This window comes from Peribacillus asahii, assembly GCF_004006295.1.
Classification (GTDB): Bacteria; Bacillota; Bacilli; order Bacillales; family DSM-1321; genus Peribacillus; species Peribacillus asahii_A.
The window spans coordinates 1,535,172-1,550,996 of the sequence record NZ_CP026095.1; the positions used below are offsets into that span (position 1 = coordinate 1,535,172).

Sequence of the window (15,825 nt, forward strand, 5' to 3'; positions counted from 1 at the left end):
CGATGGTTAAAATTGCTCCATCTATATTGTCAGCTAATTTTGCAAAATTAGGAGAAGAGGTTTTAGACGTAGAACGCGGTGGTGCGGATTATATTCATGTCGATGTTATGGACGGACATTTTGTTCCTAATATTACAATTGGTCCGTTGATTGTAGAGGCAATTCGACCAGTTACGAAGCTTCCGCTTGATGTGCATTTAATGATTGAAAATCCTGATCAGTATATTGAAGCATTTGCGAAAGCAGGTGCAGATTATATTACTGTTCACGTCGAAGCATGCCCGCATTTACATCGTACAATTCAATTAATTAAGTCTTTCGGTGTGAAAGCAGGCGTTGTGTTGAACCCGGCGACACCTGTTGTTCAGATTCAACATATTATTGAAGATGTAGACATGGTGCTGTTAATGACAGTAAATCCAGGCTTTGGGGGACAGAAGTTCATTCATTCTGTGTTACCAAAAATCGCTGAAGTAAAGGCATTAGCTGATCAATTCAATCCAGATTTGGAGATTGAAATTGATGGTGGTGTAAATGAAGAAACGGCCAAACTATGCATAGAACAAGGTGCTAATGTATTAGTGGCAGGCTCTGCTATTTATAACCAAGAAGACCGAGCTGAGGCAATCAGAAAAATTCGCGGTAATAATTAATTGTATGGAAGGAAGCCGACTCAATACTTGAGCGGCTTTTTTCTGTAGAGGTATGGAGGAGTTATATGAATATTTGTATTATGGCTGGAGGGCCAAGTCAGTATTGGCCCAACTTACAGATGTATAAACAAACAGCGAATCTGTGGGTCGGCGTTGATCGCGGAGTATTGGCGTTATTAGAGCGGGGGATCACTCCTCATCTTTCAGTAGGAGATTTTGATTCGGTGACGAAAGACGAGCTTCAAATGATGCAAGCTCAATTGCTAGAAGTATCGCTGTTTCCTTCGGAGAAAGATGAAACGGATCTTGAGCTTGCGCTTAACTGGGCCATTCGTCAAAAACCAAAGAATATTTATATTTTTGGGGCGACGGGAGGGCGAATTGACCATTTTCTTGGAAATATTCAACTGCTTCAACAAGAGACTGTTTTACAATGTTTAGATGAAACGGACATATACATCATTGATGAGAAAAACAGTGTTACTATAAAAAAGCCTGGGACATACGATATTCAATACGATTCAAAGAAGAAATATTTTTCTCTTTTGTCTGTGACGAAGGAAGTAACAGGTATTACGCTAACAGGATTTAAATATCCGCTACATCAAGCACGATTAACGAGAGGGTCCACGCTTTGTATTAGCAATGAACTAATTTCTGAATATGGGAATGTTTCATTTGAAAAAGGCATAATAATGATGGTAAGAAGCAATGATTAAAATTTATGCTGAAGACAGATTCAGAATTCACCTTCTGTGCATAATCTGTTAAAAAGCTTATCTCGTGATAGAACATTCCACGAAATAGGTGTGGAGATATAAGAGGAGGGGCATGATGAAATTTTATACGATTAAATTGCCTAAGGTCCTTGGTGGTTTAGTGAAGGCGATGCTTGGAGCACTTAAAAAAGGATAAACAACAAATAAATGATAACACCCAGTCAATTGGGTGTTGTTTTTTATATAACGAGCTGATCAAGCCGGTTTCGCTTTTCAAAATAAAAAGGCACCCTGGGGAGGATGCCGTTAACATTATACGCGTTCTACTTTGCCTGATTTAAGAGCTCTTGCAGAAACGTATACACGTTTAGGTTTACCGTCAACTAAAATACGTACTTTTTGAAGGTTAGCGCCCCATGTACGCTTGTTTGCGTTCATTGCGTGAGAGCGTTTGTTACCAGAACGAGTTTTTCTTCCAGTGATTACACATTGACGTGCCATGTTTAATTCCCTCCTAACTACTCTTGCTTAAGTTCAAAACTATCTTAAGTCTTTTGAAATACCTTAATAATTTATCATACATGCCGTGAGAATGCAATACTGTAGTTTATTACTTTCAAGAAAAATACCTTGACATATAGTTGAGAAGAATCATTTATAATAAAATAGGATGGCTATGACTTTTAAAACAAGGGCTATTATAGTAGAATGTTAAATAGTTAATGCGATTTTTTGGGAGGGTAAAGAAAATGTCTATCGAATTACAAACGAAATATGGACAAATTGATATCTCTATGGATGTAATTGCTACTGTAGCTGGCGGAGCGGCTGTTGATTGCTACGGAATTGTCGGGATGGCTTCCAAAAAACAATTTAAAGACGGTATTGCTGAAATTTTACGAAGAGAGAATTTCGCTAAAGGCGTTATCGTTCGTCAAGAAAACGAAGAAGTTCACATTGATATGTTTATTATTGTTAGTTATGGAACGAAAATTTCAGAAATTGCTCATAATGTGCAATCGAAGGTGAAATATACTCTGGATCAAACAGTTGGACTTGCTGTTGATTCTGTTAATATTTTTGTGCAAGGAGTTCGTGTAACGAACGCTTAAGTATAGGAGGAAATTTTGTGTCAATTACGAGTTTAGACGGAAAACGTTTTGCAGAAATGATCATTCAAGGGGCTAATCAGCTGGCAGCTCATGCTCAAATGGTCGATGCATTAAACGTTTTCCCTGTTCCAGATGGAGATACAGGAACGAATATGAATTTATCTATGACTTCTGGAGCGAAGGAAGTACAGAACAATGTGCAAGAGCATATTGGTAAAGTAGGAGCTGCGTTATCGAAAGGCTTGCTGATGGGAGCGCGTGGGAACTCCGGTGTTATTTTATCACAGTTATTCCGCGGCTTCTCAAAAGCGATTGAACATAAAGCAGCGATTACGAGCGAAGAATTTGCTCAAGCATTTGAAGCGGGTGTTCAAACGGCATACAAAGCGGTCATGAAACCTGTTGAAGGAACAATTTTAACGGTTGCTAAAGATGCAGCCAAGCAAGCGGTTGTTTCTGCTAAAAAGCATCGTGATATCGTTCTTGTGATGGAAGAAGTTGTGGCAGAAGCAAATGCATCGCTAAATCGTACGCCAGATTTATTACCGGTTTTAAAAGAAGTAGGTGTAGTAGATAGCGGCGGTCAAGGTTTAGTGTTTGTATATGAAGGCTTTCTTGCGGAGTTAAAGGGAGAAGCTCTTCCAACTCGTTCGGCCAATATTCCAAGTATGGATGAGCTGGTAAATGCGGAGCACCATATGAATGTACAAGGGCACATGAATACGGAGGATATCGTATTTGGTTACTGTACAGAATTTATGCTGCGATTAGAGGCGGGAAAAGTAGCCAATCATCCTTTTGACGAAGAGTCCTTTCGTCAAGATTTAAGTGAGTACGGAGATTCTTTACTTGTTATTTCTGATGAAGAAATTGTGAAAGTACATATTCATTCGGAACAACCGGGAACTTGCTTAAACTATGGTCAACAGTACGGCAGCTTAATAAAGGTGAAAATTGATAATATGCGTGAACAGCATACAGCGATTGTCAATGAAACGACAACGCCGTTACAAACAGCGCCAAAGGAAAAAGAACAATATGGTGTTGTATCGGTTGCGATGGGTGCCGGAATTAGTGAATTATTTAAAAGCATTGGTGCCAAGCAGGTTATTGAGGGCGGCCAAACAATGAATCCGAGCACAGAGGATATCGTTAAGGCGGTACAAGCTGTTCATGCAGAAACGATTATCATCTTGCCGAATAATAAAAATATTATTATGGCAGCTGAGCAAGCTGCGGCTGTGTTAGAGGAACAAGTTATTGTTATCCCATCTAAAACAGTCCCGCAAGGAATGGCGGCGTTACTTACGTTTAATCCAGCTCTTTCTGCAGAAGAGAATGAAGCGGTTATGAAAGAAGCCCTTTCTCATGTGAAGACAGGGCAGATTACCTATGCTGTTCGCGATACGCAAATCGATGGCTTAACGATTGAAAATGGCGACTTCATGGGTCTTGACGAAGGGAAAATTAAAGTCAAGGGAAAAGAAAAGCTTCAAGTTGCAAAAGATTTGTTAGCAGAGATGATTGATGAAGATTCGGAAATTTTAACGATTCTTCATGGAGAAGACGCGACAAATGAAGAAGTAGAAGCACTTGTTGCTTTTTGTGAAGAAACATTTGAAGACGTTGAAGTAGAAGTCCATAATGGACAGCAACCTTTATATGCGTTTATTTTCTCAATTGAATAAAAAGATCCAATTGAATGTATCGATTCGATTGGTCGTGTATAAGCTGTGAATCAGCAATAAACTGCATAAGTCATTAGGCTATGCAGTTTATTTTTCGAGGATGAAAGAAACAATCAAGCAATCGTTGTTGCGGAGAGGAGAAGTGAGAATGTTTCAGGAGGCTGCAAGTGAAGCGATGAACAATTTATTACAGCCTGTTACTGCGATAAAGGGAATAGGTACGGATACGGCCGCTTTGTTACATGAGATGGAGATTGATACCGTTATCGATCTATTAGAGCATTTACCTTATCGCTATGAAGATTATCGACTAAAGGATTTAGAAGCTGTTGAACATGATGAGCGGGTGACAATTGAGGGGACAATTCATAGCGCGCCGCTCGTTAGTTATTTTGGAAAGAAGAAGTCGCGTCTAACGCTTAAAGTGCTAACAGGCCGCTATTTAATTACGGTCATTTTTTTTAATCAGCCCTATTTAAAAAGCAAGTTAGAAATGGGTGTAACGGTAACGGTTACAGGTAAATGGGACCGTCATCGTCAAACGATTACAGGTTCAGAATGCCATATTGGTCCATATCAATTAGAGAAAGAATTTGAGCCTGTTTATTCTGTTCGAGGCAGTTTAACGGTAAAGGGAATGCGGCGTTTGATGAAGAATGCGTTTGCACAGTATGGTTCTTTTATTGAAGATAATTTACCTCCCCAATTATTAACTAGGTATAAATTGATGACGCGGAAAGAAGCTTTGCAAACGATGCATTTTCCGCCATCCGCAAATACTGTGAAGCAGGCACGCCGCCGCTTTGTTTATGAAGAGTTTTTATTTTTTCAATTGAAAATGCAAGCGCTCAGAAAAGTCCAGCGAGAGCAATCAAAAGGGATTGGACAAACCTATAATAAAGAGAGTGTAGAGGAGTTTACTCGGACTTTGCCGTTTCCATTAACAAATGCACAGCAGCGTGTCGTTTGCGAAATATTGGATGATATGAAGTCGCCGTTTCGGATGAATCGTTTGCTTCAAGGGGATGTTGGTTCAGGGAAGACGGTTGTTGCGGCTATTAGTTTGTTTGCCACGGTCTCTGCGGGCTTTCAAGGCGCTTTAATGGTGCCGACTGAAATATTGGCAGAACAGCATGCTCATTCTCTTTCACTCATGCTTGAACCTGTTGGAGTGAAACAGCTCTGTTGACGAGTTCTGTTAAAGGGAAGAAGCGTCGAGAGCTATTGCAGCTGCTTGCAGAAGGGGAAATCGATGTGTTAATCGGGACACATGCTCTCATTCAAGATGAAGTGAATTTTCGGAAGCTCGGTTTAGTGATTACGGATGAGCAGCATCGCTTCGGAGTGGAGCAACGTCGTATTTTACGGGAAAAAGGAGCGAATCCTGACGTTTTATTTATGACAGCTACACCGATTCCAAGAACGCTTGCGATTACGGTTTTTGGGGAAATGGATGTGTCGATCATTGATGAGCTTCCTGCCGGCCGAAAAACGATTGAAACCTATTGGGCTAAACATCAAATGGTGGATCGTATTCTTTTGTTTATTGAAAAAGAGCTGCGTAAAGGACGTCAAGCGTATGTTATTTGTCCATTAGTGGAGGAGTCAGAAAAATTAGATTCGCTGCAAAATGTGTTAGATGTTCATGCGATGCTTTCGCAGTACTATTCAGGCCGCTATAAGGTCGGCTTAATGCATGGACGCTTGCCTGCGGATGAAAAAGAAGAAGTCATGAGGCAATTTAGCATGAATGAGGCACAAATTCTAGTATCGACTACCGTTGTAGAGGTTGGGGTGAATGTGCCGAATGCAACGGTTATGGTCATTTATGATGCCGAGCGCTTCGGGCTTTCGCAGCTTCATCAGCTGAGAGGTCGAGTTGGACGAGGAAGCGATCAGTCTTATTGTATTTTGCTAGCAGATCCGAAAACAGAAGTAGGTAAAGAGCGGATGAAAATTATGACCGAAACAAATGATGGTTTCGTTCTTTCAGAAAAAGATTTAGAATTGCGCGGCCCTGGAGACTTTTTTGGCAAAAAACAAAGCGGGTTACCAGAATTTAAAGTAGCGGATATGGTTCATGATTATCGTACGCTCGAAGTGGCGCGCGATGATGCGGCAAAATTAATAGCTTCACAGAGCTTTTGGAACATGCCGGAATATTTGCCGCTGCGCACATATTTGGAACAAACAGGTGTGTTAGATGGGGAGAAGTTGGATTAATTTTAAAAAATAACTAGCAGATTACGAGTTTTCTTGCATTCTGCTAGTTTAACTTATATACTACTATTAGTACCTAGTCTTAATACTTTGGATGGTGACCTTCGATATGAGAAGAAACAAGAAGGAACGCCAGCAATTATTAGTCGAAACGATAGAAGGAAACCCTTTTATCACGGATGAAGAGCTGGCTAATCAGTTCTCTGTGAGCGTCCAAACGATACGGCTTGATCGTCTTGAATTATCAATTCCAGAGCTTCGTGAACGTATTAAAAACGTCGCTGAAAAAAGATTCACGGATGAAGTACGAGCGTTACCTTTGGATGAAGTCATTGGAGAAGTAATCGATATTAACTTAGATGAAAGCGCTATTTCGATATTAGACATTAAAAAAGAACATGTTTTTAGCCGAAATGGAATTGCAAGAGGGCATCATTTGTTTGCGCAAGCGAACTCGCTTGCTGTAGCAGTTATTAATGATGAACTAGCTCTGACAGCGAAAGCGTCTATTTCCTTTACACGTTCTGTAAAAGAACATGAACGTGTGATTGCAAAAGCAAGAGTGAAAACTTTTGAGCACGTTACTGACCACCGTACCGTTGTGGAAGTGCGTAGCTTCGTTGGAACAGAACTAGTGTTTAAAGGTGAATTTGAAATGTATCGCTCATAATGAGCGGGAGGATGAATAAATATGAAAATCGCGTTAGATGCAATGGGTGGAGATCATGCTCCAAAAGAACAGGTGCTAGGAGCGATGAAGGCGGTTGAAGCCTTTGCAGACGTTGAAATATTGTTAGTGGGAAATGAAGCAAAAATCAGACCATTTTTAACGAATGATCAGCGTATTACAGTCATACATACAGAAGAAGAGATTTTAAGCACGGATGAGCCAGTCCGAGCAGTGAGACGTAAAAAGACAGCTTCTATGGTACTTGCTGCACAGCAAGTAGCAGATGGAAAAGCGGATGCTTGTATTTCATCTGGAAATACAGGTGCGTTAATGGCTTCTGGGCTGTTTGTTGTAGGCCGAATTGATGGAATTGAACGCCCAGCTTTAACACCAACAATGCCAACGATTGATGGTAAAGGGTTTGTGTTTTTAGATGTTGGGGCTAATTCAGACGCTAAAGCAGAGCACTTATTACAATTTGCGATTATGGGTTCTGTTTATGCGCAAAAAGTACGTAATGTCGCAAAACCACGAGTGGGCTTATTGAATATCGGCACCGAAGAAAAAAAAGGAAATGAGCTAACGAAAGAAGCGTTTGCTTTATTACAGCAATCTGAAGATATTCATTTTATCGGTAACGTTGAATCGCGTGATTTACTCAATGGTGTAGCAGATGTCGTTGTCACAGATGGATTCACAGGAAACATGGTGCTGAAAGCGATTGAAGGCACGGCGATGAGTGTATTTAAAATGGTGAAGGCCGCGATGATGAGCAATCTGAAAAGTAAAATCGCCGCGGGACTTTTAAAGCCTCAATTAATGGGGATTAAAAGCCAAATGGATTATTCAGAGTATGGCGGAGCAGGGTTATTTGGGTTAAAAGCACCTGTTATTAAAGCGCACGGATCGTCGGATGCTAATGCTATTTATAATGCCATTCGTCAAACAAGAGACATGGTTGCACACGATGTGACAGAGACGGTTGCCAAAACAATCGAAAAAATTAACAGTAAGTAAGGAGTGTAGACAATGAGAAAAATCGCTTTTGTCTTTCCAGGTCAAGGTTCACAAACAGTAGGAATGGGACAAGATATCTATCAAGAAAATGAGCGAGCACAACAAACGTTTCAAACAGCGGATCAAAAGTTAGACGTTGCTTTATCAAATTTAATTTTTCATGGTCCCCAAGAAGAATTAACCATTACATATAATGCTCAGCCAGCTCTTTTAACGACAAGCTATGCATTTTTTACTGCGTTAACAGAAGCAGGCATTACGCCAGATTATACGGCTGGACATAGCTTAGGCGAATATACTGCCTTAGCAGCTGCTGGTGCAATGAGCTTTGAAGATGCGGTCTATACGGTTCGTAAACGCGGTGAATTTATGGAACAAGCTGTTCCGAATAAGCAAGGCTCTATGGCGGCAATTTTAGGAATGGATCGAGAGCTATTAGCAGACATTACAGCAGACATTACAGAAACGACTGGAGAAACGGTTCAATTAGCGAATATTAACTGTCCAGGTCAAATTGTTATTTCAGGTACGCGAAAAGGTGTCGAGACAGCAATGGTACAAGTGAAGGAAAAAGGAGCGAAGCGTGCTCTTCCATTAGATGTAAGCGGTCCTTTTCACTCTGCGCTTATGAAGCCTGCAGCAGAACAATTAAACGAAGTGTTAAATAAGATTAGTATTGTTCAAGCGGATATTCCTGTTATTTCGAATGTGACAGCGGAGCCGATTACAGAACCGGCTGACATTCAAGAAAAATTAATCGAACAGCTTTATTCTCCTGTCCTTTGGGAGGATAGCGTGAAGAAATTGCTAGATTTAGGTGTTGATACATTTGTTGAAGTGGGACCTGGTAAAGTATTGGGCGGTCTTATTAAGAAAATCGACCGTTCTGTAAATATTTATTCCGTCTCCAGCCTAGAAACGTTAGCGAAAACAATTGAAGCTTTAAAGGAGGAGCGTGCATGATGTTAGAAGGTAAAAAAGTTCTTGTAACTGGTGCTTCACGTGGAATTGGACGTGAAATTGCGTTAGAATTGGCGCGTCTTGGTGCCGATGTAGCAGTCAATTATGCGGGCAGTGAAGCAAAAGCAAATGAAGTAGTGGACGAAATTAAAGCGCTTGGACGAGAAGCGATGGCGATTCAGTGTGACGTAGCGAATAGTGAAAGTGTAGCTGAGATGGTTAAAGCAACGATTGAACAGTTTGGTCGTTTAGATATTTTAGTCAACAACGCAGGCATTACACGTGATAATTTGCTTATGCGTATGAAAGAGTCCGAGTGGGATGATGTTATCAATACGAATTTAAAAGGTGTATTCCTTTGTACAAAAGCTGTGACAAGACAAATGATGAAGCAGCGCAGCGGACGAATTATTAACATTGCTTCAATTGTTGGTGTGAGCGGAAATGCCGGGCAAGCAAACTATGTAGCGGCAAAGGCTGGTGTAATTGGATTAACAAAAACATCAGCAAAAGAATTGGCGCCGCGCGGCATTACGGTCAATGCAATTGCACCTGGCTTTATTTCAACAGATATGACAGACGAGTTAACAGAGGAGATTCAACAAGCTATGCTTCAGCAAATTCCTCTTGCTCGTTTCGGGGATCCAAAGGACATTGCTTCTGTAGCGGCTTTTCTTGCGTCGGATGCTAGTCGTTATATGACTGGACAAACACTTCATGTTGACGGTGGCATGGTCATGTAATACACTGTTACAGTTAGGCTTTGAGTTTTTACAGAAAATAAGGATGCAATCATTTTTGATGAGTACTAGTGTCTAGCTTTAAAAGCCGATAAATGGGTGCTTTTAGCTTGAGGGGAGGTGAATGCAGTGGCAGACGTATTAGAAAGAGTAACAAAAATCGTAGTAGATCGTTTGAATGTTGAAGAATCAGAAGTAAAACTTGAGGCTTCATTCAAAGAAGATCTTGGTGCAGATTCTCTAGATGTAGTAGAACTTGTAATGGAACTTGAAGACGAGTTTGATATGGAGATTTCTGACGATGATGCAGAAAAAATCGCTACAGTAGGAGATGCTGTAAATTACATACAGAGTGTATTGTAATGAAATGCTCTCAAATCAAAGCTCCGTTTTTTAAACGGAGCTTTCTCTTGTGACCAGAATTAGGTATGATGGTAGGGAGGGGCAATTATAAATTTCGGGGAAATAAGCTTTTTAACCGTTGTGGAGGGTTTTATTAAATGCGCAGGAACGGAAATAATCATCAACTATCAGTCAAGGAGCAAAAATTTAAACAACTTCAGGATCGCTTAGGCATCCAGTTTTCTCAGGTCAAATTATTAAAACAAGCATTTACCCATTCATCTTATGTGAATGAGCATCGCCGCAAGCTTTACGAAGATAATGAACGGCTTGAATTTTTAGGAGACGCTGTATTAGAACTGACGGTATCTAAATATTTATTTAAAAAATATCCAATGATGAGCGAAGGGGAGCTAACAAAGCTAAGAGCCGCTATTGTTTGTGAACCGTCACTTGTTATGTTTGCCAATCAATTAGGGTTTGGTGAATTTGTATTGCTCGGAAAAGGAGAAGAAATGACAGGCGGTAGAGAGCGTCCAGCGATGCTTGCCGATGTTTTTGAATCTTTCATTGGAGCATTGTATTTAGATAGTGGTTTAGAACAAGTCGTCGAGTTTTTAAGAAAAGTGGTTTTCCCGAAAATAGACGAGGGTGCTTTTTCTCATGTGATGGATTACAAGAGCCAGCTTCAAGAATTGATTCAACGTGATAGCAGCGGTACCATTCAGTATAAAATATTACAGGAAAAAGGACCGGCTCATAATCGTGAATTTGTTTCTATTGTTTTACTCAATGGAGAAAAACTAGGGTCCGGCTCTGGTAAATCGAAAAAAGAAGCAGAGCAGCATGCTGCCGAGCGTGCCTTAAACGTATTAAGACAAAAAAGATCATAATGATTGTGAAAGATAAGGGGGAGAGAGCATGTTCCTCAAACGCTTGGACGTTGTAGGATTTAAGTCTTTCGCAGAGAAAATTTCAATGGACTTTGTACCAGGTGTAACCGCAGTCGTAGGGCCGAACGGAAGTGGAAAAAGTAATATAACAGATGCGATTCGTTGGGTGCTTGGCGAACAGTCCGCCAAATCATTGCGCGGGGCGAAAATGGAGGATATTATCTTTTCCGGAAGCGATTCAAGAAAGCCTTTGAATTTTGCTGAGGTATCTTTAACCCTTGATAACGTAACAAATTCTTTACCCATTGATTTTCATGAAGTCAGTATTACAAGAAGAGTGTACAGATCGGGTGACAGTGAATTTTTAATTAATAATCAGCCCTGTCGTTTAAAGGATATCGTTGATTTATTTATGGATTCAGGCCTCGGCCGCGAAGCTTTTTCGATTATTAGCCAGGGGAAAGTAGAAGAAATATTAAGCAGTAAGGCGGAAGAAAGACGCGTTATTTTTGAAGAAGCAGCTGGTGTTTTAAAATATAAAACGCGTAAAAAGAAAGCCGAGCAAAAGCTTGCTGAAACACAGGAAAATTTAAATCGTGTTCAAGATATTCTTTATGAATTAGAAGGTCAGGTAGAGCCGTTAAAAATTCAATCGTCGCTTGCTAAAGAGTTTTTGGCGAAAAAGGAAGAGCTAGAGCAATTTGAAGTCAGCTTAACAGTTTATGAAATTGAAGAGCTTCACCGAAAATGGGAAAAGCTATCTCATGAGTTAGAAGAGCATACGCTAAGAAAAGAGCAAATGGCAAGCGAACTGCATCAAAAGGAAGCAGCCCTACAGGCGCTGCGCCAGAAAACAGCTAGTTTAGATGCAACGATGAATGATTTACAAGCGATTCTTTTAACATCAAGTGAAGATCTAGAAAAGTTAGAAGGTAGAAAAGAAGTATTAAAAGAACGGAAGAAAAATGCGACACAAAATAAAGTTCAACTTGAAAAGTCCATCGAAGAGGCTAAAGCGTTTATCGCCCGTTTAGAGGTGGATAAAGAAGCTCAAATCATTTTGGTTCGCGAATTAGAAAATGAAGTAAAAAACTTGCAGTCGCTCTTGCAAGAAAAGCAACAAACCTTAGGTTCCTTCCAAACGGATATTGAGGGGACGATTGAACTTCATAAAAGTGACTATATTGAATGGCTAAATAAGCAAGCGACAGCGAAAAACGAAAAGCAATATTTAGCTCAGCAGCTGGAGCAGCAGGCTTATAAAAATGAGAGGCTGGATAATGATAATGCAAAGTATTTAACGGAAAGAACGTCAATCGTGCAGCAAAAACAGCAGCATGAAGTGGAATTGCGCGAGATAACGCTCGAGTTAGAAAAGCATGTGGCTCGTTATCGTAGTCAGGAAAAGGAACAAGAAGCAACGAAGGACCGCTATCAAAAGCAAGAAACGACACTATATAAAGCGTATCAATTTTTACAGCAAGCGAAGGCGCGTAAAGAGTTGTTAGAGGAAATGGAAGAAGAGTATGCAGGGTTCTTCCAAGGTGTAAAAGAAATATTAAAAGCAAAAGCTTCTTTGCAAGGTATTGAAGGTGCCGTTGCGGAGTTGATTACAGTGCCAAAAAGCTATCAAACGGCGATTGAGATCGCGCTTGGCGCGGCGATGCAGCATGTTGTTGTTCGTGAAGAAGAACATGCCCGTCAGGCGATTAGCTTTTTAAAGAAAAATGGTTATGGCCGGGCTACTTTTTTACCACTCTCTGTCATAAAAGGTAGAGAAGTGCCCCAGTCTCAATTGAAACTGCTTCAAAATCATCCAGCTTTTATTGGTACTGCTGCCCAATTAATAGACTATGAAGCGAAATATGCAGAGATTGTGACGAACTTACTTGGAACGGTCGTTATTACACGTGATTTAAAAGGAGCAAATGAGCTGGCTAAATTAGTCGGTCATCGTTATCGTTTTGTAACGCTTGATGGGGATGTTGTAAATCCTGGTGGTTCGATGACAGGGGGAGCACTTAAGCAAAAGTCCTCATCCTTATTATCGCGAAAAGCGGAATTAGAGGAACTTAAAAATAAGCTTGTCGATATGGAAGCGAAAACAAATCAATTAGAACGTGAAGTTCGGGAGCTAAAAGCTGAAATCACACAGCAAGAAGAACGTTTAGCAGAAATGAAACAATCAGGTGAGTCATTGCGAGAAAAAGAGCAATTACTGAAAAATAAATTTCGAGAAATTGAATTACAAGAAAAGAATATTAATGACCGTCTTCATTTATATGATTTGGATAAAACACAACTCATAGAAGAAGAGCAGCAAAGAACGGCCCGTCTTGAAGAGTTGGAGAACATTATCGTATCGTGTGCAGAGGAGCTTAGTCGACTTGATGAAACGATTGCTCAATTGACGGAGCGAAAGGAAACACAGCAATCCTCAAAAGAAATCCTTCTAGAAGAGATGAGTGAGTTGAAAGTAACGCTTGCTTCCAAACGAGAACAGCTTCGTAACCAAAAGGAAAATATGGCTCGTCTTGAGGAAGATTGGCTTATGACACAAACGAAGCTTGCTGAATATGAGGATGACTGGTCGCTTTTAACGAATGAAATGAGTGATAGTTCAAGCGGGGAAGAACGATTAGAGGATGCCGCAAAAGAGCAGTTTGCACTGAAAAATGAAACGATTGAAAAGATTTCGGTTACACGTCAAGAAAAAGAGAGTTTGCAAACGGAGCTTGAGGATATGGAGCTCGATTTAAAAGAGCAAAATCGTCAATATAAAGGCATTGCAGAAAGCGTCAAAGATGAAGAAGTGAAGTTGAATCGACTTGATGTAGAGCTTGAAAATCGACTTTCTAAGCTACGAGAGGAATATCTTTTAAGCTATGAGGCTGCAAAAGAGAAGTATCCGTTAACATTGCCGGTTGAAGAAGCGAAGAAACGAGTCAAGCTCATTAAATTGGCGATTGACGAGTTAGGAAACGTTAACTTAGGGGCAATTGATGAGTATGAGCGTGTATCAGAACGCTATGAATTTTTACTTAATCAAAAGGATGACTTGCAGCAAGCGAAAGATACCCTTCTTCAAGTGATTTGTGAAATGGATGAAGAGATGACGCGGCGCTTTTCTGAGACATTTTATGCGATTCGTGATCAATTCGGACAAGTGTTTAAAGCGTTATTTGGCGGAGGCCGTGCTGAATTAAAGTTAACGGATTCGCTGAATTTGTTGCAAACAGGTGTCGAGATTGTCGCTCAGCCCCCTGGGAAGAAATTGCAAAATTTAAGTTTATTATCAGGTGGAGAACGAGCACTAACTGCGATTGCCTTGCTGTTTTCTATTTTAAAAGTACGTCCGGTGCCGTTTTGTGTGCTTGATGAAGTTGAAGCAGCGCTGGATGAAGCGAATATCACGCGTTTTAGTCAATTTTTGCGCAAGTTCAGCGAAGAAACGCAATTTATCGTCATTACGCATCGCAAAGGTACGATGGAAGGTGCGGATGTGTTATATGGCATTACGATGCAGGAATCAGGTGTTTCAAGGCTTGTTTCTGTACGAATGGAAGAGACAGAAGAAGTAGCAAGAGTATAACAGAAGGAAGTGACACAATGAGTTTTTTTAAGAAGCTGAAAGAGAAATTTGTAGGTGAGAAAAATGAAAATGTAACACCAGAACCTGCTGAACAACTGGAAGCGAATGAACAGTTGGAGTTGAACGAACAAGTAGCGTTGAACGAGCAGCCAGACGTGAAGGAAGAGATTGAAAAGAAGCAAGAGCAGATTTCGATTGGAGAGAAGTTTAAACAAGGTTTAGCGAAGACGCGTAATGCCTTCACAAGCCGAGTTAATGATTTAGTCGCACGCTATCGTAAAGTGGATGAAGAATTCTTCGAAGAGCTTGAAGAAATTTTAATTCAAGCAGATGTCGGCTTTGATACGGTGATGGAGCTTGTCGATGAACTAAAAATGGAAGTGAAGCGCCGCAATATTTCGGATACAAAAGAAGTGCAAGATGTTATTTCTGAGAAATTAGTCGACATTTACCAAGGCGGAGACGAAGAACAATCTGAGTTGAACATTCAAAAAGATGGCTTAACGGTTATTTTATTCGTTGGTGTGAATGGCGTTGGGAAAACGACAACAATCGGAAAAATGGCTCATAAGTTTAAAGAGGAAGGCAAGTCGGTCGTATTAGCAGCGGGTGATACGTTCCGTGCCGGTGCGATTGATCAATTAGAAGTATGGGGCGAGCGTGTTGGCGTCGATGTTATTAAACAAGGAGAGGGCTCTGATCCGGCGGCGGTTATGTTTGATGCGATTCAAGCAGCAAAAGCACGCGGTGCGGATATTTTGATTTGTGATACGGCAGGCCGTTTACAAAACAAAGTGAACTTGATGAAAGAGCTTGAAAAAGTAAAACGAGTGATTGAGCGTGAAGTACCTGGTGCACCGCATGAAGTATTATTAGTGTTAGATGCAACAACAGGACAAAATGCATTAATTCAAGCCAAAACCTTTAAAGAGGCAACAAATGTATCAGGCATTGTGCTAACAAAGCTTGATGGAACAGCAAAAGGGGGAATCGTGTTAGCGATTCGAAATGAATTAGCGATTCCGGTTAAGTTTGTTGGACTAGGTGAGAAAATGGATGATTTGCAAGAGTTCGATGCAGAGAAATATGTGTACGGATTGTTTGCAGACATTATTGAAAAAGCAGAATGATAATACGTGAACGAAAGTCAGAAGGGTTTTTCCTTTCTGGCTTTTTTCATATTCTAAAAAGTTTTTGTATACTTTTTTATTTTCTCGCT

14 protein-coding genes and 1 pseudogene are annotated in these 15,825 nt (G+C 40.5%); 14 read left to right on the forward strand and 1 reads right to left on the reverse strand.

Going from position 1 to position 15,825, the window contains the following annotated elements; genetic code table 11:
- Positions 1–2 precede the first annotated feature (2 nt).
- The 3 genes from rpe (at position 3) to spoVM (ending at position 1,568) form a co-directional block, all read left to right on the forward strand.
- A complete protein-coding gene (gene rpe / locus BAOM_RS07535) occupies positions 3–653 on the forward strand; it encodes a ribulose-phosphate 3-epimerase (protein ID WP_127759748.1) in 651 nt (216 codons plus the stop codon).
- A 65-nt stretch (positions 654–718) separates the two neighbouring features.
- Positions 719–1,372 (forward strand): thiamine diphosphokinase, encoded by a 654-nt coding sequence (locus tag BAOM_RS07540; protein ID WP_127759749.1) that lies wholly within the window; start codon positions 719–721, stop codon positions 1,370–1,372.
- A gap of 115 nt (positions 1,373–1,487) precedes the next feature.
- Complete coding sequence (spoVM, locus tag BAOM_RS07545) at positions 1,488–1,568, forward strand: stage V sporulation protein SpoVM (RefSeq protein WP_119116607.1); 81 nt, start codon at positions 1,488–1,490, stop codon at positions 1,566–1,568.
- A gap of 116 nt (positions 1,569–1,684) precedes the next feature.
- Here the strand turns inward: spoVM and rpmB are convergent, their stop codons facing one another.
- Entirely contained in the window at positions 1,685–1,873 is a 189-nt protein-coding gene (gene rpmB / locus BAOM_RS07550; RefSeq protein ID WP_028392895.1) for a 50S ribosomal protein L28, read from the reverse strand.
- Positions 1,874–2,121: 248 nt separating this feature from the next.
- On the opposite strand from rpmB, the gene BAOM_RS07555 reads away from it, so the two are divergent.
- From BAOM_RS07555 to ftsY, 11 genes and pseudogenes are all read left to right on the forward strand, one after another.
- Complete coding sequence (locus BAOM_RS07555) at positions 2,122–2,484, forward strand: Asp23/Gls24 family envelope stress response protein (protein WP_127759750.1); 363 nt, start codon at positions 2,122–2,124, stop codon at positions 2,482–2,484.
- Between the two features lie 17 nt (positions 2,485–2,501).
- Positions 2,502–4,172 (forward strand): DAK2 domain-containing protein, encoded by a 1,671-nt coding sequence (locus tag BAOM_RS07560; RefSeq protein WP_127759751.1) that lies wholly within the window; start codon positions 2,502–2,504, stop codon positions 4,170–4,172.
- Between the two features lie 175 nt (positions 4,173–4,347).
- Positions 4,348–6,395: pseudogene (gene recG, locus BAOM_RS07565) on the forward strand (ATP-dependent DNA helicase RecG).
- A gap of 106 nt (positions 6,396–6,501) precedes the next feature.
- On the forward strand, positions 6,502–7,062 hold the full coding sequence (fapR, locus tag BAOM_RS07570; protein WP_127759752.1) for a transcription factor FapR: 561 nt from the start codon (positions 6,502–6,504) through the stop codon (positions 7,060–7,062).
- 21 nt (positions 7,063–7,083) lie between these two features.
- Positions 7,084–8,079, forward strand: coding sequence for a phosphate acyltransferase PlsX (gene plsX / locus BAOM_RS07575; RefSeq protein WP_127759753.1), 996 nt, complete (start codon positions 7,084–7,086; stop codon positions 8,077–8,079).
- Between the two features lie 12 nt (positions 8,080–8,091).
- Positions 8,092–9,042, forward strand: a complete 951-nt coding sequence (gene fabD / locus BAOM_RS07580; RefSeq protein WP_127759754.1) for an ACP S-malonyltransferase — start codon at positions 8,092–8,094, stop codon at positions 9,040–9,042.
- Entirely contained in the window at positions 9,039–9,782 is a 744-nt protein-coding gene (gene fabG, locus BAOM_RS07585; protein ID WP_127759755.1) for a 3-oxoacyl-[acyl-carrier-protein] reductase, read from the forward strand. The genes fabD and fabG overlap by 4 nt, the downstream gene beginning before the upstream one ends.
- A 126-nt stretch (positions 9,783–9,908) precedes the next feature.
- Positions 9,909–10,142: an acyl carrier protein gene (gene acpP, locus BAOM_RS07590; RefSeq protein WP_127759756.1), complete on the forward strand. Its 234-nt coding sequence runs from the start codon at positions 9,909–9,911 to the stop codon at positions 10,140–10,142.
- Positions 10,143–10,279: 137 nt separating this feature from the next.
- Positions 10,280–11,014, forward strand: a complete 735-nt coding sequence (gene rnc, locus BAOM_RS07595; protein ID WP_127759757.1) for a ribonuclease III — start codon at positions 10,280–10,282, stop codon at positions 11,012–11,014.
- 28 nt (positions 11,015–11,042) lie between these two features.
- Positions 11,043–14,606: a chromosome segregation protein SMC gene (gene smc, locus BAOM_RS07600; protein WP_127759758.1), complete on the forward strand. Its 3,564-nt coding sequence runs from the start codon at positions 11,043–11,045 to the stop codon at positions 14,604–14,606.
- 17 nt (positions 14,607–14,623) lie between these two features.
- Complete coding sequence (gene ftsY, locus BAOM_RS07605; RefSeq protein ID WP_127759759.1) at positions 14,624–15,736, forward strand: signal recognition particle-docking protein FtsY; 1,113 nt, start codon at positions 14,624–14,626, stop codon at positions 15,734–15,736.
- The last annotated feature ends 89 nt before the right edge of the window (positions 15,737–15,825 follow it).